Here is a 26,536-nt window from a genome sequence, read left to right as displayed (position 1 = left end):
ATGGGTGCCAAACTGAAAGTCGCAGGCTGGGTTGCTTTGGGCGCCATGGCCGGCGCGCTGACCACGATGCAGCTGCAGGCGGTTGCCCGCAGCGGTACGGGTCTCTCGCCCCTGCCCCTCGAAGAGCTGCAGCAACTCGCCGCCGTCTTCGGCATGGTCAAGTCCGACTATGTAGAGCCGGTCGATGAGAAGAAGCTGATCAACGACGCGATCGCCGGCATGGTGGCGGGTCTCGATCCTCATTCGCAGTTCTTCGACAAGAAGAACTTCAAGGAATTCCGTGAAGGCACGACCGGCAAGTTCATCGGCGTCGGCATCGAGATCGGCATGGAAGACGGCCTGGTCAAGATCGTATCCCCGATCGAAGGCTCGCCCGCCTTCCGGGCTGGCCTGAAGAGCGGCGACCTAATCAGCCGCATCGACGAAACGCCGGTCAAGGGCCTCACGATCGATCAAGCCGTCAAGAAGATGCGCGGCGAGCCGGCCACCAAGGTGCAGCTGACCATCTATCGCAAGAGCGAGAGCCGCAGCTTCCCCATCACCATCATCCGCGAGGAAATCAAGACGCAAAGCGTGCGCGCCAAGGTGGTTGAGCCCGGCTATGCCTGGCTGCGCGTCAGCCAGTTCCAGGACCGCACGATCGACGACTTCGCCAGGAAGCTCGAAGAGATCTACAAGCAGGAACCCAATCTGAAGGGCCTGGTGCTCGACCTGCGCAACGACCCGGGCGGCCTGCTCGAAGGTGCCGTTGCCTTGTCGGCCGCCTTCCTGCCCAAGGACGTGGACGTGGTCTCGACCAATGGCCAGATCTCCGAGTCGAAAGCGACCTTCAAGTCCAGCCCCGAGTACTACGTGCGCCGCGGCAGCAGCGACCCGCTGCGCAAGCTGCCAGCCGCGCTGAAGAATGTGCCGCTGGTGGTGCTGGTGAACGAAGGCTCGGCCTCGGCCAGCGAGATCGTCGCCGGTGCGCTGCAAGACCACCGCCGCGCCACCATCATGGGTGCGCAGACCTTCGGCAAGGGCTCGGTGCAGACCGTGCGCCAGCTGAGCCCTGAAACGGCACTCAAGATCACGACCGCCCGCTACTACACGCCGAGCGGCCGCTCGATCCAGGCCAAGGGCATCGTGCCCGACGTGATGCTGGACGAAACCGCAGAAGGCAATGTGTTCGCCGCCCTGCGCATGCGCGAAGCCGATCTCGAGAAGCACCTCGCCAACGGCCCCGAGGCCAAGGACGAAGCCCGCGAGAAGGCTCGCGAAGAAGCACGGGCCAAGCTGGAAGCCGAAGCCAAGAAGAACGAACTCAAGCCCCTGCCCGAATTCGGCAGCGGCGAGGACTTCCCCCTGGTCCAGGCCCTCAACAAGCTCAAGGGTCAGCCGGTGGCCGTATCCAAGACGGCAGCGGAGCGCAAGGCCGAAGCCAAGACCGAATAAGTCGGTTCAGGCACAAAGACAAACGGTCCGCTAGTGCGGACCGTTTTGCTTTGGCCGCCCGGGTTCAGCGGCGGAGTCGCACCACCAGCGCCAGCCCCGCAGCCATCGCCGCGAGGGTGCAGACGCCGCGCCAGCCGAACTGCCCCATTGCCAGACCGCCGAGCCAGGAGCCGGCACTCATGCCGATGAACATCGCACCGATCAGCACGGCATTGAGCCGACTGCGGGCGTCTGGCTCGATGGCGTAGACGATGCTCTGGTGCGAAACCAGGCTGGCCTGGAAGCCGAGGTCGAACACCAGGGCCGCAACGGCCACCAGCCACAGGCTCTGCGGGCCGAGGGCCATCGCAGCGAACGAGGCGAGCACCAGGCTGGCGCCGAGCAGGATGACTCGCGCCGGGCCGCGCTTGTCGGCCATGGCGCCAGCGAGTGGCGCTGCCAGCGCGCCCGCGGCGCCCACCAGGCCGAAGGCGCCCGCCGCGGCGCTGCCCAGGTTCAAGGGCGCTCCGTGCAGCATCAGCGCCAAGGTGGACCAGAAGGCACTGAAAGCCACCGCCAGCAGCCCCTGGGCCAGCGCTGCACGGCGCAGCTCGCGATAGCGGCGCACCAGGCCGACCAGGCTGGCCAGCAGATCGCCATAGGAGAGCCGAGTGCCAGGCGCGAAATGCGGCAGGCCGCGGCGCAACAGCCAGGCCAGCAGGCCGATGCTCAAGGCCGCCATGACGAACACCCAGCGCCAGCCCAGTTGCTGAGCCAGCGCGCCGCTGACCACGCGGGACAGCAAGATGCCCAGCAGCAGCCCGGTCATCACCGAACCCACGGTCTTGCCCCGCTCGGCCTCTGGCGCCAGGGCGGCCGCTGCCGGCACCAGGTCCTGCGCCAACGTCGCCGACAGGCCGATCAGGGCGCTCGCCAGCCACAGCACCCACAGCTGCGGCGCCACGGCCGCCAGGGCCAAAGACAGCAGCAGAGCCACCGCCTTGATCAGGATGATGCGGCGTCTGTCATAGCGGTCGCCCAGCGGCGCCAGCAGTAGGATGCCAGCGGCATAGCCGAGCTGGGTCAATGTGGGCACCAGGCCGACCTGGGCGCTGCTGGCCTGAAACTCTTCGGCCAGGCTGCCCAGCATGGGCTGCGCGTAATAAAGCCCGGCGACCGAGAAGCCGGCGCCGGCCGCCAGCAAGCGCACCAGCCTGCTTGAAAGGCGCGGTGCGGGCGGCGCAATGGCTGAGGAGGGAGAGCGGGTGATGTCCATGGTGACACGAGCAGTGGAACGAATGGGCAAAGTCTCTCGGATTCGCCTCACGCATAGAAGTACAGTCAACTGCATTTGCTTCATGCGCAAAACGTATGACAACAACGAGCAGCACCGACCGGCTGTCCTTGATGGCCACCTTTGTCCGCATCGTCGAGGCCGGCAGCCTGTCGGCCGCGGCATTGCAACTGGGCACCACGCAACCAACGGTCAGCCGGCGCCTGAAGGCACTGGAGGAGAGCCTGGGACTGCAGCTGCTGCAGCGATCAACCCAGGCCTTGCGGCTGACGGAAGGAGGGGCTCAATGCTATGAGCAGGCGCGCGTCCTGCTGGCCGACTGGGACGCCATGGAAGCCTCGCTGCGCGGCGCGCAGGAAGAGCCCGAAGGCATGCTGCGGGTGTTGGTTCCTCACGCCTTGGGGCAGCTTCAGTTGATGCAGCCGCTGATCGATTTGCTGCGCCGGGCGCCCAAGCTCAATGTGGAATGGCTGCTGGACGATCAGCCACCCAAGTTCAGCGCGCAGGACCTCGACTGCGCAATCCGCGTTGGCGCGCTGGCCGACACCTCGGTTGTTGCACTCAAGCTGGCCGAGATACCGCGCATCGTCGTGTCGGCACCCAGCCTGCTCGAAGGCCGGGCCCCGCCGCAGGCCCCTGCGGACCTGAACAGCTTCGACTGGCTGGCCCTGGGCACCTTCTATCGCAACGAACTGACCCTGCACGGCCCGGCCGGCCAGCATGCGCGGCTGGCGCTGCGGCCGCGGCTGATCACCGACAGCCTGTTCGCGCTGCGCAATGCCGTTGCCGCCGGGCTGGGGGTGGCCGCGATGTCAGCATGGCTGGCCCATGACGACCTCGCCGCCGGTCGCCTCGTGCAGCTTCTGCCCCAGTGGCGGGCTCCTGCCTTGCCGGTCCATCTGGTCTATCCCTACCAGCGCCATCAGCCGGCCAAGCTGCGCCTTTTCGTGGCGGCCATGCGCGACAGCCTGAGCAGCCTTGCGCACAGTGCCACTGGCCTTAAGCTTGCCCCATGAACGACGAGCAACTGCTGCGCTACTCGCGGCACATCCTGCTGGACGACATCGGCATCGAGGGCCAGCAGCGGCTGCTGGACAGCCATGCCCTGGTGATAGGCGCCGGCGGCCTGGGTTCGCCGGTGGCGCTGTACCTCGGCACGGCCGGCGTGGGCCGCATCACGCTGGTGGACGACGACACGGTCGACCTGACCAATCTGCAGCGCCAGATCGCGCACCGACAGGATCGCATCGGCCAGGCCAAGGTGGAATCGGCCGCGCAGAGCATTCGCGAGATCAACCCTGGTGCCGAGGTGCGCGCCGTGCAGCAGCGCGCCGATGCCGCCCTGCTCGATGAGCTGGTGGCCAGTGCCGACCTGGTGCTGGATTGCAGCGACAACTTCGCCACCCGCCATGCAGTCAACAAGGTCTGCGTCAAGCATCGCAAGCCGCTGGTGGCTGCTGCGGCCACCGGCTTTGACGGCCAGATCAGCGTCTACGACCGCCGTCAGTCCGACTGCCCCTGCTACGCCTGCCTGTTTCCTCCCGACAGCCGCTTCGAGGAACAGCGCTGCGCCACCATGGGCGTGTTCGCGCCACTGGTGGGCATCATCGGCAGCCTGCAGGCGGCCGAGGGGCTGAAGCTGCTTGCCGGCATGGCGGACGGCCTGCGGGGCCGCTTGCTGATGCTGGACGCACGAACGATGGAATGGAACGAGATTGCTGTGCGACGCGACGAGAGTTGCCCGTGTTGCGCCGAATGATTGCAAAGTTCTCGAACGAAATACGGAAGAATATTCAGCCCGCAGTGACTTAAGCTGCCGCCCGGCGCGAGAAGCGCCCTCTGAACGCCTGCATGCCGCGGGAACCATCATGAAAAAGCGCAACCCGCTCGACGCCCGCAATTTCCACAGCGCCAAGGAAGAGGCCAGCAAGCCTCCGCCAATGCCTGCCTTCGAAGACCTGGGCGCCTACCGCCTGGCCTTCGCCGACAACGAGTTCCTGCTGCGCGATGAATTGCGCCCGGTGCGCATGCAGCTCGAACTGCTCAAGCCGGAGCTGATCCAGCAGGAGCAAGGCATCAAGTCGACGCTGGTGATCTTCGGCAGTGCGCGCATCCCTTCCCGTGAAGGCGCCGAGGCAGCACTGGCTGCAGCCGAGGCCGCTGAAGGCCCGGACAAGGCGGGCGCACTGGCCCGCGCCAGGACGCAGCTGGCGATGAGCCACTACTACGAAGAGGCGCGGCGCTTCGCCGCCATCGTCACGCGCACCTCGATGGAGCGCAACAACCCGATCTACGTTGTCACTGGCGGCGGCCCCGGCATCATGGAAGCCGGCAACCGCGGCGCGCATGAGGTGGGCGGCCGCAGCATCGGGCTGAACATCGTCCTGCCGCATGAGCAGTTCCCCAACCCCTACATCACGCCGGAGCTGTGCTTCCGCTTCCACTACTTTGCGCTGCGCAAGATGCATTTCCTGATGCGTTCGGTGGCGCTGGTGGCCTTCCCTGGCGGCTTCGGCACCATGGACGAGCTCTTCGAAGCGATGACGCTGATCCAGACCGGCAAGTGCCGGTCGCGCCCGATCCTGATGTTCGGTCGCGAGTTCTGGACCAAGCTGATCAACTTCGACGTGCTGGTCGAGACCGGCATGATCAGCCCCGGCGATGTGGACCTGTTCCACTTCGTCGAGACGGCCGAGGAAGCCTGGGCGCTGCTCGAAAATGAATACGACATGAACCCCGCCGATACCGACGCGGCCTGAAGGAAATTCGATGACCACCCTGAGAAAAGTCTCCCTGATCGGCGCGCCCACCGACATCGGCGCAGGCGCACGCGGCGCCAGCATGGGCCCTGAGGCCATGCGCGTGGCTGGCCTGGGCGCCACCCTGGAAGACCACGGCGTCGATGTGGTGGACCGCGGCAACCTGAGCGGCCCGTCCAACCCCTGGCAGCCGCCCGTGGAGGGCTATCGCCACCTGCCCGAAGTGGTGGCCTGGAACCAGAGCGTGCACGACGCGGTCTATGCCGAGCTGCAGGACGGCCGCATGCCCATCCTGCTGGGCGGCGACCATTGCCTGGGCATAGGCTCGATCAGCGCCGTGGCCCGCCACTGCCGCGACACCGGCAAGAAGCTGCGCATCCTCTGGCTGGACGCCCATGCCGACTTCAACACCAGCACCCTGACCCCCAGCGGCAATATCCATGGCATGCCCGTGGCCTGCCTGGCCGGCCACGGGCCGCAGGAGCTGATCGAGATTGGCGGCAAGGTGCCCGCGATCAGCCCCAAGTGGGTGCGCCAGATCGGCATCCGCAGCGTCGATGCCGGCGAGAAGCGCTTCGTCCACGAGCAGGAGCTCGAGGTCTTCGACATGCGCTACATCGATGAGATGGGCATGCGCCACACGATGGAGCTGGCCCTGGCCACGCTGGACGCCAACACGCACCTGCATGTGAGCTTCGACGTCGACTTCCTGGACCCCGACATCGCTCCCGGCGTCGGCACCACCGTGCCCGGCGGCCCGACCTACCGCGAAGCCCAGTTGTGCATGGAAATGATCGCCGACACCGGCCGCATGGGCTCGCTGGACGTGATGGAGCTGAATCCGGCGCTGGACGTGCGCAACAAGACCGCCGAACTGGCTGTGGACCTGATCGAATCCCTCTTCGGAAAATCCACCCTGATGCGCAAGTAAGCCCCCCAGACTGCAGGCTATCCCGGTGGTAGCCGGCAGAGCTGCCCTTTACCATTGGCTCGACGACGCACGAGAGAAGTCATGCACAAACAATGGTTCTTCGAGGCCATTTCGGCCGATGGCTCGCGCCTCACCCATGTGGTGGGCACGCTGCCGTTTCGGGTCGGGCGCGAAGCCGACAATGACCTCGTCGTCAACTCCACCAGCCTGAGCCGGCGCCATGCCGAGCTGGCCGCCGATGTGTCGGGCCGCTTGCGCCTGACCGACCTGGACAGCACCAATGGCAGCTTCGTCAACCGCGAGCGCATCAGTGGTTCGGCCCTGCTGTCCGAGAACGACATCGTGCACTTCGGCCATGTCGAATTCCGCCTCAAGTCCATCCTCCTCACCGGCCCCGCCGCCGCCCTGGCCGCCGACGACGGTCGCACCGTGCTGGTCCAGCCCGGTGCGACGCTGAGCGAGTACTTCTCGCCCAAGGAAGCACAGTTCCGCGCGCTGCTGGAGGGCGTTGGCCTCTCCGGCGCCGCCCAGCCCATCGTGCGGGCCCATGACAGCCAGCTGTTCGCCTTCGAGCTGCTGGGCCGCAGCCAGCACCCCGAATTGCCGGCTTCGCCGATGCATCTGTTCAGCCTGGCCGCCCAGCTCAACCTGGAAGCCGAGTTGAGCGAGGCATTCCGGGCCCACGGCATTCGCATGCTGGCGCCCAAGCTGGGGCCTGCGGCGCTGTTCGTCAACACACACCCGCGCGAAACCTTCGAGCCGGGTTTTCGCAACGCGCTGGAACAGACGCTGAAGCAGTGGCCCGAGCTGCAGCTGATCGTCGAGATCCATGAAACCGCCGTGATGGAAACCGACCGCATGCGCGAGCTTGGCGCCTGGCTCAAGGACATCGGTGCCCGCTTCGCCTATGACGACTTCGGTGCCGGCCAGGCCCGGCTCAATGAGATTGGCGAGGTGCCGGCCGACTTCGTCAAGTTCGACATGGCCCTGATTCGCGGCATCCACAAAGCCAGCGACCGCAAGCTGCGCGTGGTGCGCGACCTGGTCAAGCTCGTGACTGACCTCGGCTCGGTCACGCTGGCCGAAGGCGTCGAGGAAGAGGCCGAGGCACAGGCCTGCCGCGAGCTGGGCTTTCAGCTGATCCAGGGCTATCTGACCGGCAAGCCGCGGCCGTTCGAGTTGGTGTGATCAGGCGCTGGTGATCCAGCCCTCCAGTGCATCGGCGTCCACGGGCCAACCATAGCGCGGCTGCTGCACGGCCCAGGCCGCCTGCGTCAGGCACAGCACTGCATCGAGCTTGTCGCCCGAGCCATCCGCCACCAGCTCATCGCGCTGGGCGTGGCTGACCTTGAGGCGCAGCCCCAGCCGGCTGCGGCCCTGCTCCAGCGCCTCGACCACATCCTTGCGGGCGATCAGCCGCTCGGGCGTCTGCATGGCCTTCGTATCGCTCTTGTAGCTGCGCCGGCCTATCAGTTCGCGAGCGGTGAGGCCGGGGTAACCCTCCAGGGCCAGACGTTGCGGGTTGCCTTCATGCAGGCCAGGCAAGCTCGCACCCGCCTCCAGCAGCAAGGGCACACCCGCGTGCAGCATGTAGGCCACCGGCGGATTGACCCATTTCATGCTGGGCGATGAGCCGGCGGGGCCATCGCAAGCACGGTGCGCGAACTTCGAACCCACGGGCCGCGCGTTGCAGAAGGCTGCAAACTGATCGCGGATCTCGGCCCGGGTCAAACTGGCGTAGTGCTTCATCAAGGGCAGCCATTCCAGCGGCCAGCCGAGCGTCTGTACCAGCTCACGCGGCAGACCGAAGGGCATGTCGAAAACACCCAGCCAGGCCTGCGGCTGCGCGAGCCAGGCGCCAAAGCTCTCGAGCGTTTCGAAGGACTGCAGACTCTGCAGGCGCAGCACGGCGCCATGGCGCTCGCCCTGTGCCATCCAGATGGGCTTGCGGCGGCTGGGCGCGCTGCTGAAGTCGATGCCCAGCAGCGGCGTCGGGGGCGAGTTCGGGGACGAAGAGGACATGGCCGGCACTGTAGCGGTGCCGGCCCGTCCTATTGCTTCAGGCCAGCTTGAACACCGCCACCGATTTGGCCAGGTCCTCGGCCTGCTGCTGCAGGCTATGCGCGGCCGCGGCCGACTCTTCGACGAGCGCGGCATTCTGTTGCGTCATCTGGTCGAGGTTGGCAATGGCCTGGCCGATCTGGTTGATGCCCGAGCTCTGCTCGGCGGTTGCATTGCTGATCTCGGCCACGATGCCGCCCACGCGCTCGATCGAGGCCACGATCTCCTGCATGGTCTGGCCGGCGCGCTGCACCAGCAGCGCGCCACTCTCCACGCTCTCTGTGCTGGCCGTGATCAAGGCCTTGATCTCCTTGGCCGCTTCGGCGCTGCGCTGGGCCAGGGTGCGCACCTCGCCGGCCACGACCGCGAAGCCGCGCCCTTGCTCGCCGGCGCGCGCGGCCTCCACAGCCGCATTCAGGGCCAGGATGTTGGTCTGGAAGGCGATGCCGTCGATCACCGAGATGATGTCGCTGATCTTGCTGCTGGAGGCGCTGATCTTGCCCATGGTGCCCACCACCTCGCCCACCACCGTGCCGCCACGATGAGCCACCTGCGCGGCTTCCTTGGCGAGCTGGTTGGCCTGGCGGGCCGAGTCGGCGTTGTGGGTCACGCTGGCGGTCAGCTGTTCCATGGCCGAGGCGGTTTCTTCCAGGTTGGATGCGGCCTGCTCGGTGCGCTGACTCAGGTCGTTGCTGCCCACAGCCACCTCGCGTGAAGCGGTGGCAATGCTGTCGGTGGCGCTTCTGACGCCGGTGACCACGCTTTTCAGGGAGGCCTGCATGGCCTGCACCCCGCGCATGACCGCCGAGGTCTCGTCGACGCCGCGGGCCTGCACATCGTGGCTGAGGTCGTGATGAGCGATCCGTTCGGCACTGCCCACGGCGTCCGCGAGCGGCTGCAGGATCGAGCGGATATTGAAGAAGGTGTAGGTGCCGACGCAGAGCACGCCAGCGGCAATCACCAGCATCAGCGAACGCCGCACCGATCGCTCATGCTCGCCCAGCCGTGCCGTCTCTTCCTCGCCGTGCTTGTCGATCAACTTGGTCATTTCGCCCAGGGCCTTTTCCAGTGCACGCACGGGACCCTTGATGGGCTCGGTCGCCTTGTTGGCGCTGGCGGTGTCGGAGAACTCACCCTTCTCGACCCGGTCTGCCACGGCCAGCAAGCCCCCGCGGTATTCCTCCAGTTGCTTGAACATGGTCTCGGGCATCTTCTGGACATCCGGCGCGACATCCAGCTTGCCGATGCGCTTGAGACCCTCGGTGGACTTGCGGTAGGCCTCAAGCCATTCCTTGCGGTACTTCTCGACCGCCTTCGGATCATTGGCGTTGATCAAGAGGTCTTTCTCGTAGCGCCGCAGATTGCCCACCTCGGCGCGCACGCTGGCCATCTCGGTCAGCGACTGCACGTCGTTGCTGTTGTAGTGGATGAACTTGTCGCGGGCCTGGCCGAGGCTGTAGAGCCCCTGTACCCCGATGAGTACCATCGTGAGGATGGCCAGAGCGGCGAGTGCAAACAAGCGCGCGCGGATCGTGAAATTGCTCAGTGACAACATGGCGGGAGCTCCCAACGACAGGCAGATTCACTCGATTCACCGCCGTGAAGACTACCAGTGCGCAGGCCGCACCTGCAAGGCCTATTCGTCCGCTGCAGACCACAGGGAATGCATGGCTTTCCCGAAGGCTGCACCAATCGCCGGCTGCTGCGGGTGCCGACCCTGGTGCAAACGGCACTCGCCGGCCACATAGACCTGACTCAAGACCTGACCCTGGCTGCCAAATATCAACCCATCCAGCCTGGCGGACGAGGCCAGGCCGAGCAGGCCCGAGGCCTGCGGATCCAGCACCAGGAAGTCCGCCCGTGCGCCGGGCTTGAAGCCCCAGGCCTTGAAGCCCGCTGGCGCGGCACTGCCGGCCAGCATCGCCTCGAACAGCCGCTCGCCGGTAGAAGCCTGCAAGCCCGGCGCAGCCGCCACATTGCGGCGCTGCATGCCAAGCCGCTGACCGTATTCCAGCCAGCGCAACTCTTCGACCCAATCGCGGGTCACGTGGCTGTCCGAGCCCAGGCTCAGGGGCACGCCTGCGGCGAGCCAACCAGGCAGATCGCAGAGGCCGTCACCCAGATTGGCTTCGGTGCCAGGGCAGATCACCACACCGGCGCCGCTGGCACGGACCTGCTCGATCTCCTCGGGCGTGCTGTGCGTTGCATGCACGAGCTGCCAGCGCGCATCGGGCTTGAACTCATGGGCGAGCCACTGCATGGGCCGCTGGCCGGTGGCGGCCAGGCAGTCGTGCACCTCCTGCTGCTGCTCGCTGATGTGGATGTGGATGGGCAGGTCCGCATCGCCGACCAGGGACTGCAAACGGCGGATATCCGCTGCATGGGCCGCGCGCAGCGAATGCAGGGCCACGCCGGCATTGAGCAGCGAACGCCCTGCCGCATTGATGCGTTGGCTGGCCTGCCAGATCCAGTCGGCGTCGGTGGCGAAGCGGCGCTGGTCGGGCCGGAGCTCAGCCTGCTGGAAGCCGGCATGGGCATACAGCACCGGCAGCATCGTGAGGCCGATGCCGACCGCCTGCGCCGCATCGGCCAGGGCCCAGCTCATCGCCAGTTCGTCATCAAAGGCGCTGCCATCCTCGCGGTGCTGCAGGTAGTGGAATTCGCAGACCTGGGTATAGCCACCACCCAGCAGCTCCAGGTACAGCTGGGCCGCAATCGCCTGGAGTTGCTCGGGCGTGATGCGCAATGCCACGCCGTACATGCGGTCACGCCAGGACCAGAAATCGTCCGACCCGCTGTCGCGCCGCTCCGCGAGGCCGACGAAGGCACGCTGGAACGCGTGGCTGTGGGCATCGACCAGGCTGGGCATCACCGGGCCTTGAAGTTGCTCTGCGCCTGCAGGCAAGGGAACACCGGCACTGATGCGAAGCCAATGGCCATCGCTGCCGGCTTCCAGCAGCACATCGCGCTGCCAGCGCCCCTCGATCCAGGCCTCGGCCGCCCAGAAAGTCCTGGTGCCGCTCATGGCTTCCAGGCCTGCAGGGTCAGGAGCATCTGCTTCAAGAGCGGCTGCACCCGGGCTGCCAGGTCGGGCCGGTATTCAAACGGCGCCGGCTCGTTCATGTAGCAGCACTGGCACATCTCCAGCTGCACCGCATGCTGGCCCTGCGCGGGCTGGCCATAGTGGCGGGTGATGAAGCCGCCCTTGAAGCGGCCGTTCACCACCTGCGTGTAGTCCGACTGACTGGCCAGCAAGTCGCCCAGCGCCGCCGTGATGGAGGCGTCGCAGGACTTGCCATCGACGGTGCCGAGATTCAGGTCGGGCAGCCGGCCTTCAAACAGCCAGGGCAGCTCGGAGCGAATACTGTGGGCATCGAACAGCACGACGTGGCCGTGCAGGGTCTTGAGCCGTTGCAGCTCAGCGTTGAGGGCACGGTGATACGGCAGCCAATACGTCTGCCGGCGGCGCAGCTTTTCCGCCTCGTCTGGCGCCTGCCCGTCGAGGTACAGCGGCTCGCCGGTGAAGAAGCGCGTCGGGCACAGCTCGGTGTTCGAGGCGCCCGGGTACATGGGCGTGTCCTCAGGCGGGCGGTTCAGGTCGATCAGAAAGCGCGAGCAATGCGGCTGGATCAGGCTGGCGCCGAGCTCCTCGGCCAGTTCGCCATAGAGCTGGCCGAGGTGCCAGTCGGTGTCCTCGCTCTGCAGCGCACGCGGCTGATAGCGATGGTGTTGATCCTCGGGGATGGCGGTGCCGATGTGCGGCATGCTGATCAGCAGCGGGGTGCGGCCTTGCCGCAGCGTGAAGACGGGTTGGGCGGTTTGGCTCATGGTCTTGACTCGATGCCGCCGCGCACGCGCAAAAGCAGCGGATTGCGGCCGAAGTAGTAGGACAGCTCGTTGGGGTGGGAGACATCCCAGACGCAGAAATCGGCGCGCTGGCCCAGCGCCAGTTGGCCTCGATCAGCCAGGCCCAGGGCCTTGGCCGCGTTGACGGTCAGGCCTCGCAGCGCCTCTTCGGGCGTCAGGCGGAACAGCGTGCAGGCCATGTTCAGCATCAGCAGGATGGACAGCGTAGGCGAGGTACCGGGGTTGTGGTCGGTGCTCACCGCCATGGGTACGCCGGCTTCACGCAGCGCCTGGATGGGCGGCAGGTGCGTGTCGCGCAGGAAATAGTAGGCGCCGGGCAGCAGCACCGCCACCGCGCCGCTCTGCGCCATCGCCAGCACGCCGGCCGGACTCAGGTGCTCCAGGTGGTCGCAGGACAGCGCCTTGAATTCGCAAGCCAGCTGCGTGCCGCCCTGGTCGCTCAGTTGCTCGGCATGCAGCTTGACCGGCAGGCCGAGGCGGCGCGCTGTTTCAAAGACGCGCCGCGTCTGCTCAGGCGTGAAGCCGATGCCCTCGCAGAACGCGTCGACCGCATCGACAAGGCCTTGCGCCTGCAGCTGCGGCATCCAGGCGCAAACCGCCTCGACATATTCGTCCTGCCGGCCCTGGAACTCCGGGGGCACGGCGTGGGCGCCGAGATAGCTGGCCAGCACATCGACACCGGCCTCACGCCCCAGCCGCCGCGCCACGCGCAGCGACTTGGCTTCGGCCTCCAGCGAAAGCCCGTAGCCGGACTTGATCTCGACGGTCGTCAGCCCCTCGGCCTTGAGGCTTTGCAGCCGCGCGGCCGCGAGCTGGAACAGCAGCTCCTCATCGGTCTCTCGCGTGGCCGCCACCGAGGAGCGGATACCTCCACCGGCGCGCGCGATCTCCTCGTAGCTGGCGCCCTGCAGGCGCAGCTCGAACTCGCGCGCCCGCTGGCCGCCGTAGACCAGGTGCGTGTGGCAATCGATCAGCCCCGGCGTGACGACAGCGCCCTCGAGATCATGTTCTTCATCGAACTGCAGTCCAGCCGGCAGCCCGGCCTGGGGGCCGACCCAGGCGATGGTCAGGCCTTCCGTCAGCAAGGCGCCCTGCTCGACCCAGCCCCAGGGCTCACGACCGGCCAGCGTTGCCAGGCGGGCGTTCTTCCAGAGCACACGCCTCATGCCGATTCACTCCAGACCATCCACCAGGCCTCGCCTTCGCCTTCGAACTGCAACGCCTGCGCGACCGGCGACTCACACCAGGCCAGGCTCAGCGGCGCCAGCGGCATGGGCCGCCCGCCATGGGTCAGCGTTCCACCTTCCGCAGTGAACAGCGCCACGAGCTGGCCATGGGCCGGCCAGGCCTGTTCGGCTCGGAACACCTGCATCCGGCCGCGGCCGCGCCGGTGCATCAAATTGAAGTCGCGCGTCGGGCCATTGATCAGTTGGCAGTCAGGCGCTTGCGCACCATCAAAGCTCAGGAGGCCATCGCCGCCACGGCGATCCATGCCGGCCAGGCGCACGCCCTCGCCCGACAGCACGCCAAACCAGCGCTGCACGCATTCGAAGGCGGAGAACGGGCCATCGGCCTCGATGTCGGCCACGCTGATGCGCAGCGTCCAGTCATTGCTGTGCGGCCAGGCCAGCAGCTCGCGGGTCCAGCCGCCGTTGTTCTTCCAGCGCTGCGGCGCAACATCCCTGGCAGATATTGAGCTCCAACTCATGCGTGACCTCCGTCGAGCAACACGGCATTGATCAAGCGGCGAGCGCGGATCCGGCTTTGCCGGGCCGTCGGTCGCGCCCCCTTGAGGGGGTGGCGCGAAGCGCCTTCGGGGGTGGCCCGTGTCGTCATGCTTGAAAGCTCCCCTCGAGCAGATACCGGGATCCGGGATGCGTCAGCCTCACGGTCGTGACGGTCAGGCCCCGGCTGAAGGTCCTGCGCTTCACCACCAGGCAAGGGTCGCGCCGGGTGATGCCCAGCAGCTTGGCCTCCATCTCATCCGGCACGGTTGCCTCGATGGTGTAGCGCGCCTCGGAGAGCGGCGCAACCTCCAGCAGGTGCTGGGTGGGTGTGGTCTGGGTGAAATCCAGGCCCAGATAGCCAGGTGCGCAGGCCGGGTTGACGAGTCGGTCTTCGCACTGGATGGCCACACCGTTCTCCAGGTGCACGATGACGCTGTGGAACAGCGTGGCGCCGCTGCGCAGGCCGAACTCGGCTGCCTGCTCGCTGCTGGCGCGGACCTTCTCAAGCAGGTGAACGCGTGACTCGTGGCGGTGACCGCGCTCGGCAATCTCGTCGTGCACATCGCGCACCGTCAAGGTGGACGAGATCTTGTGCAGCTGCGCCACGAAGGTACCCACGCCCTGCACCCGTTCGATCATGCCTTCCTGCAGGAGCTCGCGCAGCGCGCGGTTCACCGTCATGCGGCTGACCTCGAACTGCCATACCAGCTCGGCCTCAGAAGGCAGCAGGTCGCCGGCCACCCAGCGGCTGGAGGCAATGCCTTCGCGCAGATGATTCTTGACCTTCAGGTACTGCGGTTCGGGACCGCCCGGAGCTTTTCTTGCCATGGTCAGATCGTACTTGACTGTACTTGTATAGACAACTAGAGTTCGCACCATCGAATTTGGCCAGCCGAGGAGCCCCATGTCTCAGACAACCGCCCAATCCCGCGTCGTCCGCGCGCCCACCGGCACCACCCTCAGCTGCAAGAGCTGGCTGACCGAGGCCGCTTTCCGCATGATCCAGAACAACCTGGATCCGGTGGTGGCCGAGAACCCCGACGAGCTGGTGGTGTACGGCGGCATCGGCAAGGCGGCCCGCAACTGGGACTGCTTCGAGCAGATCCTGCGCTCGCTCAAGGACTTGAACGACGACGAGACCCTCCTGATCCAGTCGGGCAAGCCGGTCGGCGTGTTCCGCACGCATGCCGATGCGCCACGCGTGCTGCTGGCCAACTCGAACCTGGTGCCTGCCTGGTCGACCTGGGAGCATTTCAACGAGCTCGACCGCAAGGGCTTGATGATGTATGGCCAGATGACAGCCGGCAGCTGGATCTACATCGGCACGCAGGGCATTGTTCAGGGCACCTATGAAACCTTCGCCGAAGCTGGCCGCCAGCACTACGGCGGCAGCATGGTCGGCAAGTGGATCCTGACCGCCGGCCTCGGCGGCATGGGCGGCGCGCAACCGCTGGCCGCGACCTTCTCGGGTGCAGTCTCGCTGAACATCGAATGCCAGCAGTCGCGCATCGACTTCCGCCTGAAGACCCGCTATGTGGATGAGCAGGCCACCGACCTGGACGACGCCCTGGCCCGCATCGCCAGGTACACGGCCGAGGGCAAGGCCATCTCCATCGCCCTGCTGGGCAATGCCGCCGAGATCCTGCCGGAGCTGGTGAAGCGCGTGAAGGCCGGCTCGGCCATCAAGCCCGACCTGGTGACAGACCAGACCTCGGCCCATGACCTGATCAACGGCTACCTGCCAGCTGGCTGGACCGTGGAGCAATGGAAGGCCGCAGCGGCCGATGCCAGCCAGCATGCCGACCTGAAGGCCGCCGCCGCACGCGGCTGTGCCGTCCATGTGCAGGCCATGCTCGACTTCCAGGCTATGGGCATCCCGACCGTGGACTATGGCAACAACATTCGCCAGGTCGCGCTGGACCAGGGCGTCAAGAACGCCTTCGACTTCCCCGGCTTCGTGCCCGCCTACGTGCGACCGCAGTTCTGCGAGGGCCGTGGTCCGTTCCGCTGGGTGGCGCTCTCGGGCGACCCGGAAGACATCCGCAAGACCGACGCCAAGATCAAGGAGCTGTTTCCTGACGAAGCCCGCGTGCACCGCTGGCTGGACATGGCGGGCGAGCGCATCGCCTTCCAGGGCCTGCCGGCGCGCATCTGCTGGCTGGGCCTGGGCCAGCGCCACATCGCCGGCCTTGCGTTCAACGAGATGGTCAAGCGTGGCGAACTGAAGGCGCCCATCGTGATCGGCCGGGACCACCTGGACAGCGGCTCGGTCGCGAGCCCTAACCGCGAAACCGAGAGCATGCGTGATGGTTCCGACGCCGTCTCCGACTGGCCGCTGCTGAACGCGCTCTTGAACACCGCCGGTGGCGCAACCTGGGTCTCGCTGCACCATGGCGGCGGCGTGGGCATGGGCTACTCGCAGCACAGCGGTGTGGTGATCGTCTGCGACGGCACCGACGCAGCGGCCAAGCGCATCGAGCGCGTGCTCTGGAACGACCCGGCCACCGGCGTGATGCGCCATGCAGATGCCGGCTACGAAATCGCCGAGAAGTGCGCGCACGACAAGGGCCTGAATCTGCCCATGATCACTGAATAAGGCCGAGAACAAGAATGACGATCACGACCCTCGAAATCACCCCCGGACGGCTGACGCTGGACCAGCTCCGCAGCATCCGCCACGGTGGCGTGAAGCTCGCACTGCATGAGAGCGCCGCCGCCACCATCCGCCGCAGTGCCGCCGTGGTGCAGGCAGCCGCCGCTGGCGACGCGGCCGTCTATGGCGTCAACACCGGATTCGGCAAGCTGGCCAGCACGCGCATCAGCAAGGACGACCTGGCAGCCCTGCAGCGCAACCTGATCCGCTCGCACTGTGTCGGCGTCGGCGCACCGCTGGCGCCTGAAGTCGTTCGCCTGATGATGGCCACCAAGGCGGCCTCGCTGGCTCGCGGCCATTCCGGCGTGCGCGAGGAAGTGGTGCAGGCCATCCTCGACGTCTTCAACGCCGGCCTGATTCCCTACGTGCCGGCGCAAGGCTCGGTGGGCGCCTCGGGCGACCTGGCGCCGCTCTCGCACATGAGCCTCGCGCTGATGGGCGAAGGCGAGATGCTGGTGAACGGCCGGCGCAAGCCGGCCCTCGCCGAGCTGGAAAAGGCGGGACTGAAGCCCTTGCAGCTGCAGGCCAAGGAAGGACTGGCCCTGATCAACGGCACGCAGACCTCCACCGCGCTGGCGCTGGAAGGCCTGATCCGTTTCGAGGTCGTCTACGCAACGGCCATCGTCTCGGGCGCCCTGACGCTGGATGCTGCACGCGGCAGCGATGGTCCCTTCGATCCGGGCATCCACGCCGTGCGCGGACAGCCCGGCCAGATCGAGGCGGCAGCGGCCTACCGCCAGCTCTTGACTGGGAGCGCGATCCGCCAGTCCCACCGGTCGGGCGACGACCGCGTGCAGGACCCCTACTGCCTTCGCTGCCAGCCCCAGGTGATGGGCGCATGCCTGGACCAGGCCCGGTATGTGCGTGAGGTGCTGCTGCGCGAAGCCAACGCCGTGACCGACAACCCGCTCGTGTTTGCCCAGGACGATGGCACGAGCTACATGGTCAGCGGCGGCAACTTCCACGCCGAGCCGGTGGCCCTGGCCGCTGATGCGCTGGCCTGCGCGATTGCCGAGGTGGGCGCCATCGCCGAGCGCCGCATCGCCATGCTGATCGACACCGGCGTCTCGCGCCTGCCGCCCTTCCTGACGGCCAATGCCGGCCTGAACTCGGGCTTCATGATTGCTCACGTCACGGCCGCGGCCCTGGCCAGCGAGAACAAATCGCTGGCCCATCCGGCCAGCGTCGACAGCCTGCCCACCAGCGCCAACCAGGAAGACCATGTGAGCATGGCCACCTTCGCGGCCCGTCGGCTGGGCGCGATGCTGGACAACACCGGGCACATCATCGCCATCGAGCTGCTGGCCGCAGCGCAAGGCTTCGAGTTCCTGCGCCCGCTGCAGAGCTCGGCACCCTTGGAGCACGTGTACGCATTGCTGCGCGAGACCTGCCCTCCGATGCCGGACGACCACTACCTGGCGCCCGACATCGAGCATGCCTTCGCCCTGGTCGGCAGCGGCCGGCTGGCGCAGCTGCTGCGCGAGGAAGGCGGCATGCGGGTGTTTGGCGAAGACTGAAAGGCGCCCATGGCCTCGCAGGCACGGCGAGGCCCCAGTCGGCGGATGCACCGACAATGGGCGCCAGACTCCCTGCCCTGCACTCGATGAAGTTCCGCCTGCTGTCACTTGCCCTTGCCCTGCTTTGCTGGATGCCGCCCGCCTGGTCACAGACCGTGGGGTTCATCAATCCCGGCCGTGCCAACGAACCCTACTGGCTGGGCGTCAGCGAAGCCATGCAGGCGGCCGCCCGCAGCCTCGGCGTCAAGCTGGAGATTCAGTACGCCGAACGCGACCCGGCGCGGGCCCTGCAGCTCGGCCGCGAGATCGCAGCGCGGGCGCAGCGCCCCGACTATGTGATCCTCGTCAACGAGAAGGGCACGCTGGTCGAGAACGCCCGTGTGCTGGGCGCGGCAGGCATCAAGACCTTCGCCGCTTTCAGCGGCCTGCTGCCGCAGGAGCGTGCGCGCTGGGCGCCGCGCAAGGGCCTGCCACAGCTGCTCGGCAGCCTTGAGCCACGCGCCGAAGACGCCGGCTACCTGACCGCGAAGGCGCTGATACGCCAGGCCCTGGCCGACGCTCCCAATGGCGACAGGCCACAGCTGCTGGCCATTGGCGGCGACCGCTCGACGCCTGTCTCCATCCAGCGCAACGAGGGCCTGCGCCGCGCACTGGCCGAGCATCCCCAGGTGGAGCTGGTGCAGCAGTCCTTTGCCGACTGGCGTCGCGACCTTGCCGCCGAGACCATGGCCGGCATGCTGGCACGCCATCGCCAGGCACGCCGGCTCTGGACCGGCAGCGACCTGATGGCCTTCGGCGCCATGGATGCGATTGAAGCGGCGGGGCAGCAGGTGGCGCGAGACTGGCACATCTCCAGCATCAACACCTCGAATGAGGCCATGAAGGCCGTCATCGACGGTCGGCTCAAGGCACTGGCCGGTGGCCACTTCCTTGCCGGCGCCTGGTCGCTGGTGATGGTCTACGACTACCACCACGGCCACGATTTCGCTGCCGAGGGCTTGGCACTGGAGCGCCCGATGTTCATGCTCTTCGACCGAGCCGAGGCGCAGCGTTTCCTGGCTCGATTCGGCGAAGGTCTGGGCGAGCTAGATTTCCGGCCTTACAGCAAGACCTTCAATCCAAAGCTGAAGCGCTACCGATTCGACCTTGCCGAACTGCTGAAGGCGCGCCCATAAAGTCAGCAAGCGGGTATGGTTGCGATGCATCCACCTTGAGCCCGGCCCCGGGCACCACGCATCATGACACTGCTGCGCGCCCTCTTCCCCTGCATTGCCGCCCTGCTCTTCGCCTTGCCCGGCCTGGCCCGGGCCGCCCACCGTGTCGACTTCGAGATCGACCTGCGTGCCGAGCAGGCCGCCGGACGCTTCGACCCGACGCGAGACCAGGTGGGCCTGCGTGGCAGCGCGCTGCCGCTCTCGTGGGGTCGCACGCTGCTCGCCAAGCAGGCCGCGCCCGGCCTCTACCGCGTGAGCGTGGTCTTCGAGCGCGTGCCCTTCGGCGGCCAGGCCCTGCAGTACAAGTTCAAGATCGATCGCCCTGGCGCCGCACCCGACGATGGCTGGGAACAGGGCCGCAACCATCCGCTGGCGTTCCCGAGCGAGCTGCAGTCGGTGTCACGCCTGTTCAATGCGCCGGCGGTCCCGCTGCCGCCGCAACGCACCGGCCATATCGAGCGCCTGCCGCCGCTGGAATCGGCGCATGTGAGTGCGCGCGGCCTGCAGGTCTGGCTGCCGCCGGGCTACGAGAAGGAACCTCAGCGTCGCTACCCGGTGCTGTACCTGCATGACGGCCAGAACGTCTTCGATGCCGAGGCCGCTGGCGCCGAATGGCAAGTCGACGAAACCGCCCAGCGCCTGGTGCTGGCCGCTGCCATCGAGCCGGTGATCATCGTGGCCGTCGACAACGGCCCCGACCGCTTCGCCGACTACACGCCCACGGAGATGCTGACACCCGCCGCACGCAGCGGCACGGGCCGCGATGAACGCCGGGGCGGCGGTGGGCCGCGCTATGCGCGCTACCTGATCGAAGACCTGAAGCCCTGGATCGACCAGCACTACCGCACCCGGCCGGAGCCGGCGAGCACGTCGGTGGGCGGCTCTTCGCTCGGCGGCCTGATCTCGATGTGGCTGGTGCTGCACCATGCCGACACCTTCGGCGCCGGCCTGGTGGTGTCGCCGTCGATCTGGTGGGACGACATGTTCCTGATGCGTGATGTGCGCAGCACTGCCTGGGCGGGCCCGACGCGGCCGCGCGTCTGGCTCGACATGGGCGGCCAGGAAGGCGGCGGCATCCTGCAGGTGTCACGCCAGTTGCGCGATGCGCTGCTGGCCCGCGGCTGGCTCGCCGACAGGACACTGGGCTATATGGAGCAGGCCGAGGCCGGCCACGATGAAGCGGCCTGGGCTTCCCGGGTGGAGGCGATGCTGAGATTCCTCTATGGCCGATAGGGTGGCCAGCCGGGCTCGATGGCGCTCATTGACGCTCAGTAGCGACCGGTCGCCCCCGCCACCCGCAGATAGACGTAGGCCATCCAGGCCACCAGCGCCCGCTTGAGAAAGCCGCGCAGGCCGGTTTCGCTGCTGACGCCGGCCGGCTGCGACACCAGCAGCGCGGCCTCGAACTCGTCGGCCAGAGAACGGGCGAAGTCAGCATCGCGCACGATCACGTTTGCCTCGAGATTGAGCAGCAAGGAGAGCGGGTCGATATTGCTGCTGCCCACCGTTGCCCAGGCGCCGTCAACCACGCAGACCTTGGCATGGAGATAGGCCGGCAGGTACTCGAACACCTGCACACCATGGCCCAGCAGCTCGGCATACAGCGCATGGGCGGCCATGGCTGCTATGCGGTAGTCCACCTTGCCTTGCAGCAGCAGGCGCACGCGCACACCGCGCCGCGCGGCATCGCGCAGTGCGCGCCGGAAGGCATGGCCGGGATAGAAATACGGCGTGATCAGGTCGATTCGCTCACGCGCAGTGCGAATCGCATCGATGTAGGCGCGTTCGATCATGCGGCGCTGGCGCAGGTTGTCTCGCAGGACAAAGGCCGCGCAGACCGGGGGCAGGTCTTGCCACTGCTGGTCGCGGCGCTTGCCCCGCGGCAAGCGTACGCGGCGCAGCAGGCCGCGCAAGCGCGACATCGGCTCGCGGCTGCGCACCAGGGCGAGCAGCTCCTCGCCAAAGTCGCGGCCCAGCCAGGCGCGCGTCCAGACCGCGCGGGCCGACTGCTCCACCGGCTGCACCACCGGGCCGCGCAGGGCCACGGCGAAGTCCAGCCGCGGCGTGTCGGTGGGCCCGTGATTGAGGTCGACGCGGTCATCGATGATGTTGATGCCGCCGACAAAGGCCTCCACGCCATCCACCACGCAAAGCTTCTGATGCAGGCGACGCAACTGCCCGGGCTGCAGCCAGCGCCACCAGCGGTCGATGGGGCGGAACACCGCCAGCGCGACCTGCGACCCCTCCAGCTGCTCGCGCAGCCAATCGAGGCTGGCCTTGGAACCGAAACCGTCCACCACCACGCGCACGCGCACACCGCGCGCGGCAGCGCCGCGCAGTTGCTCGACCAGCACAGCGCCGGCCGCATCGTGATGAAAGATGTAGGTGGCCAGCCAGACTTCATGGCGCGCGGTCGCAATGGCCGCGGCCTGGGCAGGAAAGAGCTCGTCGCCACCGCGCAGCAGGCGCACCTCGTTGCCGCCGAGGAACTCGGGCAGGCTGGCGGCGTGCCGGTGGATCAGCGGCTCGGCGTCAGGTTCGATGCCCAGCCAGTTGCTCACGGCTCGCCGAGTTCCAGCTCGGCGACCAGCGGCAGGTGGTCGGACATGCGCACCCAGGCACCGCCACGTGGCACCTTCATGCCCACGCAGTGCATGCCGCGCATATAGATGCGGTCGAGCGAGAACACCGGCACCAGCGACGGGAAGGTGGCCGGCGGCGCCTTGCCGTTCGGCGGCAGCGCCCGATGCAGGCCGGTACGGCGCATGGGCCCGTCCAGCTTGCTGCCCCAGTCATTGAAGTCACCCGCCACCACCAGCGGCACATGCGGTGGCACGGCGGTGGCAATGTATTCGGCCAGCCGTTCGACCTGGCGGACGCGGCTCGCATGAATCAGGCCCAGGTGCGCGACGATGGTGTGCACCTCCAGGCCGTTCCAGATCAACGGCACGTGCAGCAGGCCGCGCTGTTCGAAGCGATGGTCCGACACATCGTGATGGCCGATATCGCCGATGGGCCAGCGCGACAGCAGCGCATTGCCATGCTCGCCATGCTTGGTGACGGCGTTCGTGCGGTAGGCCACCTCATAGCCCTCGGGCGCCAGGAACTCGGCCTGGCTCTGCTCCGGCCAGCCGAAGGAGGTGCGCTGGAACTGCTTGGCCTCGTGATGATTGAAGTGGCGGACTTCCTGCAGGAAGACCAGGTCGGCATCCAGCGCCTCGACGCCCAGGCCCAGGTTGTGGATTTCCAGCCGCTTGGCCCGACCGATGCCACGCACGCCCTTGTGGATGTTGTAGGTGGCCACGCGCAGGTGCGGCGTCAGGATGCTGGTCGGTGCGGCCAGCTGCGAAGGTCTGAAGTGGGGCCGCACCATGATTGCTAGGTCCTGCTGTTGATGAAGCGGGGCAGTTGCAGCACCGCCTCGGCATTCGATGGCGAGAAGCACAGGTCTGCCGCTTCGCGCCAGGGCAGCCAACGGTACTGAAGATGCTCGCGCGGCGCGAGCGTCACGGCCGTTTCGCTGGGCACGGTGAGGCCGAACACATGCTCCGTGTTCTGGGTCACACCTGGCGCATACCGGTGCCGCCAGACCGGGTAGATCTCGTAGATGTTGACAAGCTGCCAGTCCAGCAGCTCGCCGCCAGCAATGCCGGTCTCCTCGAAGACCTCGCGCCTTGCGGTATCGATCAGGGGCTCGTCCGGTGTGTCGAGTGAGCCGGTGACGCTTTGCCAGAATCCAGGCCGGTCGGCACGCTCCAGCATCAGCACCCGCAGGTCGGGCGTGTGGATCACCACCAGCACCGACTCCGGTACCTTGTATCGGGGAAGCTCAGCCACTGTCATGCGAGCAGCATAGCCCAGCCGCCGCCTCCGATCAGGCCTCGGGGGCCATCTGCCGCAGCCCTTGCTGAAGCAGATGTTCGACCCGGCTGGCGGTGCGCAAGAGCTCGGCTTGCGTGGCCGGCACGATCTCGCCGGCCGGCAGTCCGCGCACATGCTGAGACAGGCCCGACAGTTCGCCCAAGGCTCGCCGCAAGAGCCCCGCCAGCTCACTGGCCGGCGCGGCCGCTTCAGGCAGCTCGCCATCGAAACGGATCAGTGCTTCCAGGAGGCCCGGCAGCTCGGGCTGGCCCAGCGTGGCGTCCAGTTGCTGGCGCTGCTGGGCGTGATACCAGCTGGGACCGAACTCGCCCTGCGCCTGCATCAGCTCGGCCAGCCGACCATGGGCGCTGGCCTGCAGGGAGCGCGACTGCAAGACCTCGGCCAGGCTCAGCGCCGCGCCGGCAGCAGCCAGGGCCACATCGCCCTCCTGCAGCTCGGCTTGCAGAAGCGAGGCTTGCGCCTGCAACCAGCGATAGCCGCAGCGCTGCGCCAGGGCCTGCGCCTGGCGCGCCAGATTCAGGGCCTCGGCCACGTCGCCGCTGTCGCGGGCACAGCGGGCCCGATGCCAGATCGCCTCGGCCTCATAGTCGTGGTGACCCGCGGCACGCGCAGCGGCCAGCGCTTCGTCCAGCGCCGGCAAGGCGGCTTGCGGCCCCTGCGTGGCGCGCAGCGATACGGCGCGATTGAGCGCGAACTTGGCATGCAGATAGGGGTCGGCGGCGAAGCGTCGGTAGTGCGCCTCGGCCTGGTCCAGCACACGGCCACCGCGCGCCCAGTCGCCCAGCGCATAGCAGAGATGGGTCAGGCCGATGCGCGCCAGGCAGGCGGCACGGCTGTCGTCGGCCGCCCATTCCAGGGTCTGGGCCCAGGCCTGACAGGCCTGCACGTAGTCGCCGCGCTGGTAGTGCAGGCGGCCCACGGCCTCGCTCAGCTCGGCCGCCTCGGCCAAGGCGCGCTGGCTCTTGGCGTCATTCAGGGCCTGCTGCAACTCACCCTGCATCTCGGCGGCCCGGCCCCAGCGCTCAAGCACGAAGAAGGCCCCCTGCACTGCGGCGCGGCCCACCAGCGGGTCGGTCGCGTGGATCAGGCCACGCAGGCGCGGCAGCGCCCAGGCTGGGCGGCGCATCAGCACGCGCTCCCAGCGGGCCTTGTCCGCCTGGTTGCGCATCTTGGTCTTGCTGCTGCTCATCGTGCCCTCGGTCCTGCCAGCTGTGGGAGTGGTTGGCCGCAAGCATAGCGAAGCGGCGCCCGCCTTCATGAAGCAGCCAGCAAAAAGGGCGCCACGCGGGCGCCCTTCGGTCAGGAAGCTGCCAGGCTTACTGCGCGGCAGCAGCCGAGTTGCGCAGGCGGATGTGCAACTCGCGCAACTGCTTTTCGTCCACGTTCGACGGCGCGCCAGTCAACAGGCACTGGGCGCGTTGCGTCTTCGGGAAGGCGATCACGTCGCGGATCGAATCGGCCTTGGTCATCATCGTGACGATACGGTCCAGGCCGAAGGCCAGGCCACCGTGCGGCGGCGCGCCGTACTGCAGCGCGTCCAGCAGGAAGCCGAACTTGATGCGCTGCTCTTCGGGGCTGATGTTGAGCGCCTCGAAGACCTTGGCCTGCACGTCGGCCTTGTGGATACGCACCGAACCGCCACCCAGTTCCCAGCCGTTCAGGACCATGTCGTAGGCCTTGGCGATGCACTTGCCCGGGTCGCTGGTCATGAGGTCTTCGTGGCCGTCCTTCGGTGCCGTGAACGGATGGTGAACGGCCGCCCAGCGGTTGTTCTCCTCGTCGTGCTCGAACATCGGGAAGTCGACCACCCACAGCGGTGCCCAGACGTCGTTGAACAGGCCATTGGCCTTGCCGAACTCGCTGTGGCCCACCTTCAGGCGCAGGCCGCCGATGGCGTCATTCACCACCTTGGCCTTGTCGGCGCCGAAGAACAGCAGGTCGCCGTCCTGTGCGCCGGTGCGCTTCAGGATCTCGTTGACGGCGGCGTCATGCAGGTTCTTGACGATGGGCGACTGCAGGCCTTCGCGGCCCTTGGCCAGCTCGTTCACCTTGATCCAGGCCAGGCCCTTCGCACCGTAGATCTTGACGAACTCGGTGTAGGCATCGATCTCGCCGCGGCTCATGCCGGCGCCGCCAGGCACGCGAAGCGCGACCACGCGGCCGCCAGGCGTCGTGGCCGGTGTCGAGAAGACCTTGAAGTCCACGTCCGCCATCACGTCGGTCAGTTCGGTGAACTCGAGCTTGACACGCAGGTCGGGCTTGTCCGAACCGAAGCGGTGCATGGCTTCCGAGTACTTCATCACCGGGTACTCGCCCAGGTCCACGTTCAACGCCTTCTGGAAGACGTGGCGGATCATGCCTTCGAACATCGAGCGGATTTCCTCTTCGGTCAGGAAGGAGGTCTCGATATCGATCTGGGTGAACTCGGGCTGGCGGTCAGCACGCAGGTCTTCGTCGCGGAAGCACTTGGTGATCTGGTAGTAGCGGTCAAAGCCGGCCACCATCAAGAGCTGCTTGAACAGCTGGGGCGACTGGGGCAGCGCGAAGAACATGCCGTCATGCACGCGGCTGGGCACCAGGTAGTCGCGCGCGCCCTCCGGCGTGCTCTTGGTCAGCATCGGGGTCTCGATGTCGACAAAGCCCTGCTCGTCCAGGAACTTGCGAACTTCCATGGCCACGCGGTAGCGCAGCATCATGTTGTTCTGCATGTAGGGGCGGCGCAGGTCCAGCACACGGTGCGTCAGGCGCGTCGTCTCCGACAGGTTTTCGTCGTCCAGCTGGAACGGGGGCGTCACCGAGGGGTTCAGCACTTCCAGCTCATGGCACAGCACCTCGACCTTGCCGCTGACGAGGTTGGCGTTCTCGGTGCCGGAGGGGCGCGCACGCACCTTGCCGACGATCTTCAGGCAGAACTCGTTGCGAACGTCGGAAGCGATCTGGAACATCGCGGCGCGGTCCGGGTCGCACACGATCTGGACGATGCCTTCGCGGTCGCGCAGGTCGATGAAGATCACGCCGCCATGGTCACGGCGGCGATGGGCCCAGCCCATCAGGGTCACGGTTTGGTCGAGCAGCTTCTCGCTGACTTGGCCGGCATAGCAGGTACGCATGATTGTTCACTCCAGATTCGGTGAGGACCTCGCTCGTGGCGCGGTCCGGAAATTCGTGTGGGGTCGTGTCTGTGAGGCGCTGGCAGGCTGCTTCCAAAGCCTTCAGGA

General features: G+C 67.1%; 23 protein-coding genes. 10 read left to right on the top strand and 13 right to left on the bottom strand.

Going from position 1 to position 26,536, the window contains the following annotated elements; genetic code table 11:
- Positions 1-1,434: a S41 family peptidase gene (locus tag ABT392_RS03800; RefSeq protein WP_334278784.1), complete on the top strand. Its 1,434-nt coding sequence runs from the start codon at positions 1-3 to the stop codon at positions 1,432-1,434.
- Positions 1,435-1,498: 64 nt separating this feature from the next.
- Here the strand turns inward: ABT392_RS03800 and ABT392_RS03795 are convergent, their stop codons facing one another.
- Positions 1,499-2,689, bottom strand: coding sequence for an MFS transporter (locus ABT392_RS03795; protein WP_395386558.1), 1,191 nt, complete (start codon positions 2,687-2,689; stop codon positions 1,499-1,501).
- Positions 2,690-2,784: 95 nt separating this feature from the next.
- On the opposite strand from ABT392_RS03795, the gene ABT392_RS03790 reads away from it, so the two are divergent.
- From ABT392_RS03790 to ABT392_RS03770, 5 genes are all read left to right on the top strand, one after another.
- A complete protein-coding gene (locus ABT392_RS03790; RefSeq protein ID WP_395386559.1) occupies positions 2,785-3,723 on the top strand; it encodes a LysR family transcriptional regulator in 939 nt (312 codons plus the stop codon).
- Positions 3,720-4,466, top strand: coding sequence for a HesA/MoeB/ThiF family protein (locus tag ABT392_RS03785; RefSeq protein ID WP_395386560.1), 747 nt, complete (start codon positions 3,720-3,722; stop codon positions 4,464-4,466). The genes ABT392_RS03790 and ABT392_RS03785 overlap by 4 nt, the downstream gene beginning before the upstream one ends.
- A gap of 109 nt (positions 4,467-4,575) precedes the next feature.
- On the top strand, positions 4,576-5,466 hold the full coding sequence (locus ABT392_RS03780; RefSeq protein WP_334278781.1) for an LOG family protein: 891 nt from the start codon (positions 4,576-4,578) through the stop codon (positions 5,464-5,466).
- A 10-nt stretch (positions 5,467-5,476) separates the two neighbouring features.
- A complete protein-coding gene (gene rocF, locus ABT392_RS03775) occupies positions 5,477-6,397 on the top strand; it encodes an arginase (RefSeq protein ID WP_395386561.1) in 921 nt (306 codons plus the stop codon).
- Positions 6,398-6,478: 81 nt separating this feature from the next.
- Positions 6,479-7,585: an EAL domain-containing protein gene (locus ABT392_RS03770; RefSeq protein ID WP_334278779.1), complete on the top strand. Its 1,107-nt coding sequence runs from the start codon at positions 6,479-6,481 to the stop codon at positions 7,583-7,585.
- On the opposite strand, the gene ABT392_RS03765 is transcribed toward ABT392_RS03770, so the two are convergent.
- From ABT392_RS03765 to hutC, 7 genes are all read right to left on the bottom strand, one after another.
- Entirely contained in the window at positions 7,586-8,419 is an 834-nt protein-coding gene (locus ABT392_RS03765) for a DUF429 domain-containing protein (RefSeq protein ID WP_395386562.1), read from the bottom strand.
- Between the two features lie 37 nt (positions 8,420-8,456).
- The gene (locus ABT392_RS03760) at positions 8,457-10,013 is read right to left on the bottom strand and encodes a methyl-accepting chemotaxis protein (RefSeq protein WP_395386563.1); all 1,557 of its coding nucleotides are present in this window, start codon (positions 10,011-10,013) and stop codon (positions 8,457-8,459) included.
- A gap of 81 nt (positions 10,014-10,094) precedes the next feature.
- The gene (locus ABT392_RS03755; RefSeq protein WP_395386564.1) at positions 10,095-11,483 is read right to left on the bottom strand and encodes a formimidoylglutamate deiminase; all 1,389 of its coding nucleotides are present in this window, start codon (positions 11,481-11,483) and stop codon (positions 10,095-10,097) included.
- Positions 11,480-12,286 (bottom strand): N-formylglutamate deformylase, encoded by an 807-nt coding sequence (gene hutG, locus ABT392_RS03750; protein ID WP_395386565.1) that lies wholly within the window; start codon positions 12,284-12,286, stop codon positions 11,480-11,482. Before hutG ends, ABT392_RS03755 begins: the two co-directional genes overlap by 4 nt.
- The gene (hutI, locus tag ABT392_RS03745) at positions 12,283-13,491 is read right to left on the bottom strand and encodes an imidazolonepropionase (RefSeq protein WP_334278774.1); all 1,209 of its coding nucleotides are present in this window, start codon (positions 13,489-13,491) and stop codon (positions 12,283-12,285) included. Before hutI ends, hutG begins: the two co-directional genes overlap by 4 nt.
- On the bottom strand, positions 13,488-14,033 hold the full coding sequence (locus ABT392_RS03740) for a HutD/Ves family protein (protein WP_395386566.1): 546 nt from the start codon (positions 14,031-14,033) through the stop codon (positions 13,488-13,490). The genes hutI and ABT392_RS03740 overlap by 4 nt, the downstream gene beginning before the upstream one ends.
- Positions 14,034-14,157: 124 nt before the next feature.
- Entirely contained in the window at positions 14,158-14,880 is a 723-nt protein-coding gene (hutC, locus tag ABT392_RS03735; protein ID WP_395386567.1) for a histidine utilization repressor, read from the bottom strand.
- 76 nt (positions 14,881-14,956) lie between these two features.
- Here hutC and hutU point away from each other — a divergent pair, with 76 nt between their 5' ends.
- The 4 genes from hutU to ABT392_RS03715 all read left to right on the top strand — a co-directional run bounded on the left by hutU (position 14,957) and on the right by ABT392_RS03715 (position 20,669).
- Positions 14,957-16,648 carry a urocanate hydratase gene (gene hutU / locus ABT392_RS03730; protein WP_334278771.1) on the top strand — a complete coding sequence of 564 codons (1,692 nt, stop codon included), beginning with the start codon at positions 14,957-14,959 and terminating at the stop codon, positions 16,646-16,648.
- Positions 16,649-16,662: 14 nt separating this feature from the next.
- Positions 16,663-18,222, top strand: coding sequence for a histidine ammonia-lyase (gene hutH, locus ABT392_RS03725; RefSeq protein ID WP_334278770.1), 1,560 nt, complete (start codon positions 16,663-16,665; stop codon positions 18,220-18,222).
- Between the two features lie 86 nt (positions 18,223-18,308).
- The gene (locus ABT392_RS03720) at positions 18,309-19,397 is read left to right on the top strand and encodes an ABC transporter substrate-binding protein (protein WP_334278769.1); all 1,089 of its coding nucleotides are present in this window, start codon (positions 18,309-18,311) and stop codon (positions 19,395-19,397) included.
- A 63-nt stretch (positions 19,398-19,460) separates the two neighbouring features.
- Positions 19,461-20,669, top strand: coding sequence for an alpha/beta hydrolase (locus tag ABT392_RS03715; RefSeq protein ID WP_395386569.1), 1,209 nt, complete (start codon positions 19,461-19,463; stop codon positions 20,667-20,669).
- Between the two features lie 35 nt (positions 20,670-20,704).
- Here ABT392_RS03715 and clsB read toward each other — a convergent pair whose 3' ends face one another.
- The 5 genes from clsB to aspS all read right to left on the bottom strand — a co-directional run bounded on the left by clsB (position 20,705) and on the right by aspS (position 26,428).
- Entirely contained in the window at positions 20,705-21,997 is a 1,293-nt protein-coding gene (clsB, locus tag ABT392_RS03710) for a cardiolipin synthase ClsB (protein WP_395386570.1), read from the bottom strand.
- Positions 21,994-22,809, bottom strand: coding sequence for an endonuclease/exonuclease/phosphatase family protein (locus tag ABT392_RS03705; RefSeq protein ID WP_334278766.1), 816 nt, complete (start codon positions 22,807-22,809; stop codon positions 21,994-21,996). The genes clsB and ABT392_RS03705 overlap by 4 nt, the downstream gene beginning before the upstream one ends.
- Before the next feature lie 5 nt (positions 22,810-22,814).
- Positions 22,815-23,279 (bottom strand): dihydroneopterin triphosphate diphosphatase, encoded by a 465-nt coding sequence (gene nudB, locus ABT392_RS03700; RefSeq protein ID WP_395386571.1) that lies wholly within the window; start codon positions 23,277-23,279, stop codon positions 22,815-22,817.
- Between the two features lie 31 nt (positions 23,280-23,310).
- The gene (locus tag ABT392_RS03695; RefSeq protein ID WP_395386572.1) at positions 23,311-24,507 is read right to left on the bottom strand and encodes a hypothetical protein; all 1,197 of its coding nucleotides are present in this window, start codon (positions 24,505-24,507) and stop codon (positions 23,311-23,313) included.
- Between the two features lie 127 nt (positions 24,508-24,634).
- Positions 24,635-26,428: an aspartate--tRNA ligase gene (gene aspS / locus ABT392_RS03690; RefSeq protein ID WP_334278763.1), complete on the bottom strand. Its 1,794-nt coding sequence runs from the start codon at positions 26,426-26,428 to the stop codon at positions 24,635-24,637.
- Between the last annotated feature and the right edge of the window lie 108 nt (positions 26,429-26,536).

It is taken from the genome of Paucibacter sp. JuS9 (genome assembly GCF_044043925.2).
Taxonomy (GTDB): Bacteria; Pseudomonadota; Gammaproteobacteria; order Burkholderiales; family Burkholderiaceae_C; genus JAUASW01.
The sequence above is the reverse complement of the archived record's forward strand: the minus strand, read 5'-3'. Positions and strand labels throughout refer to the sequence as shown.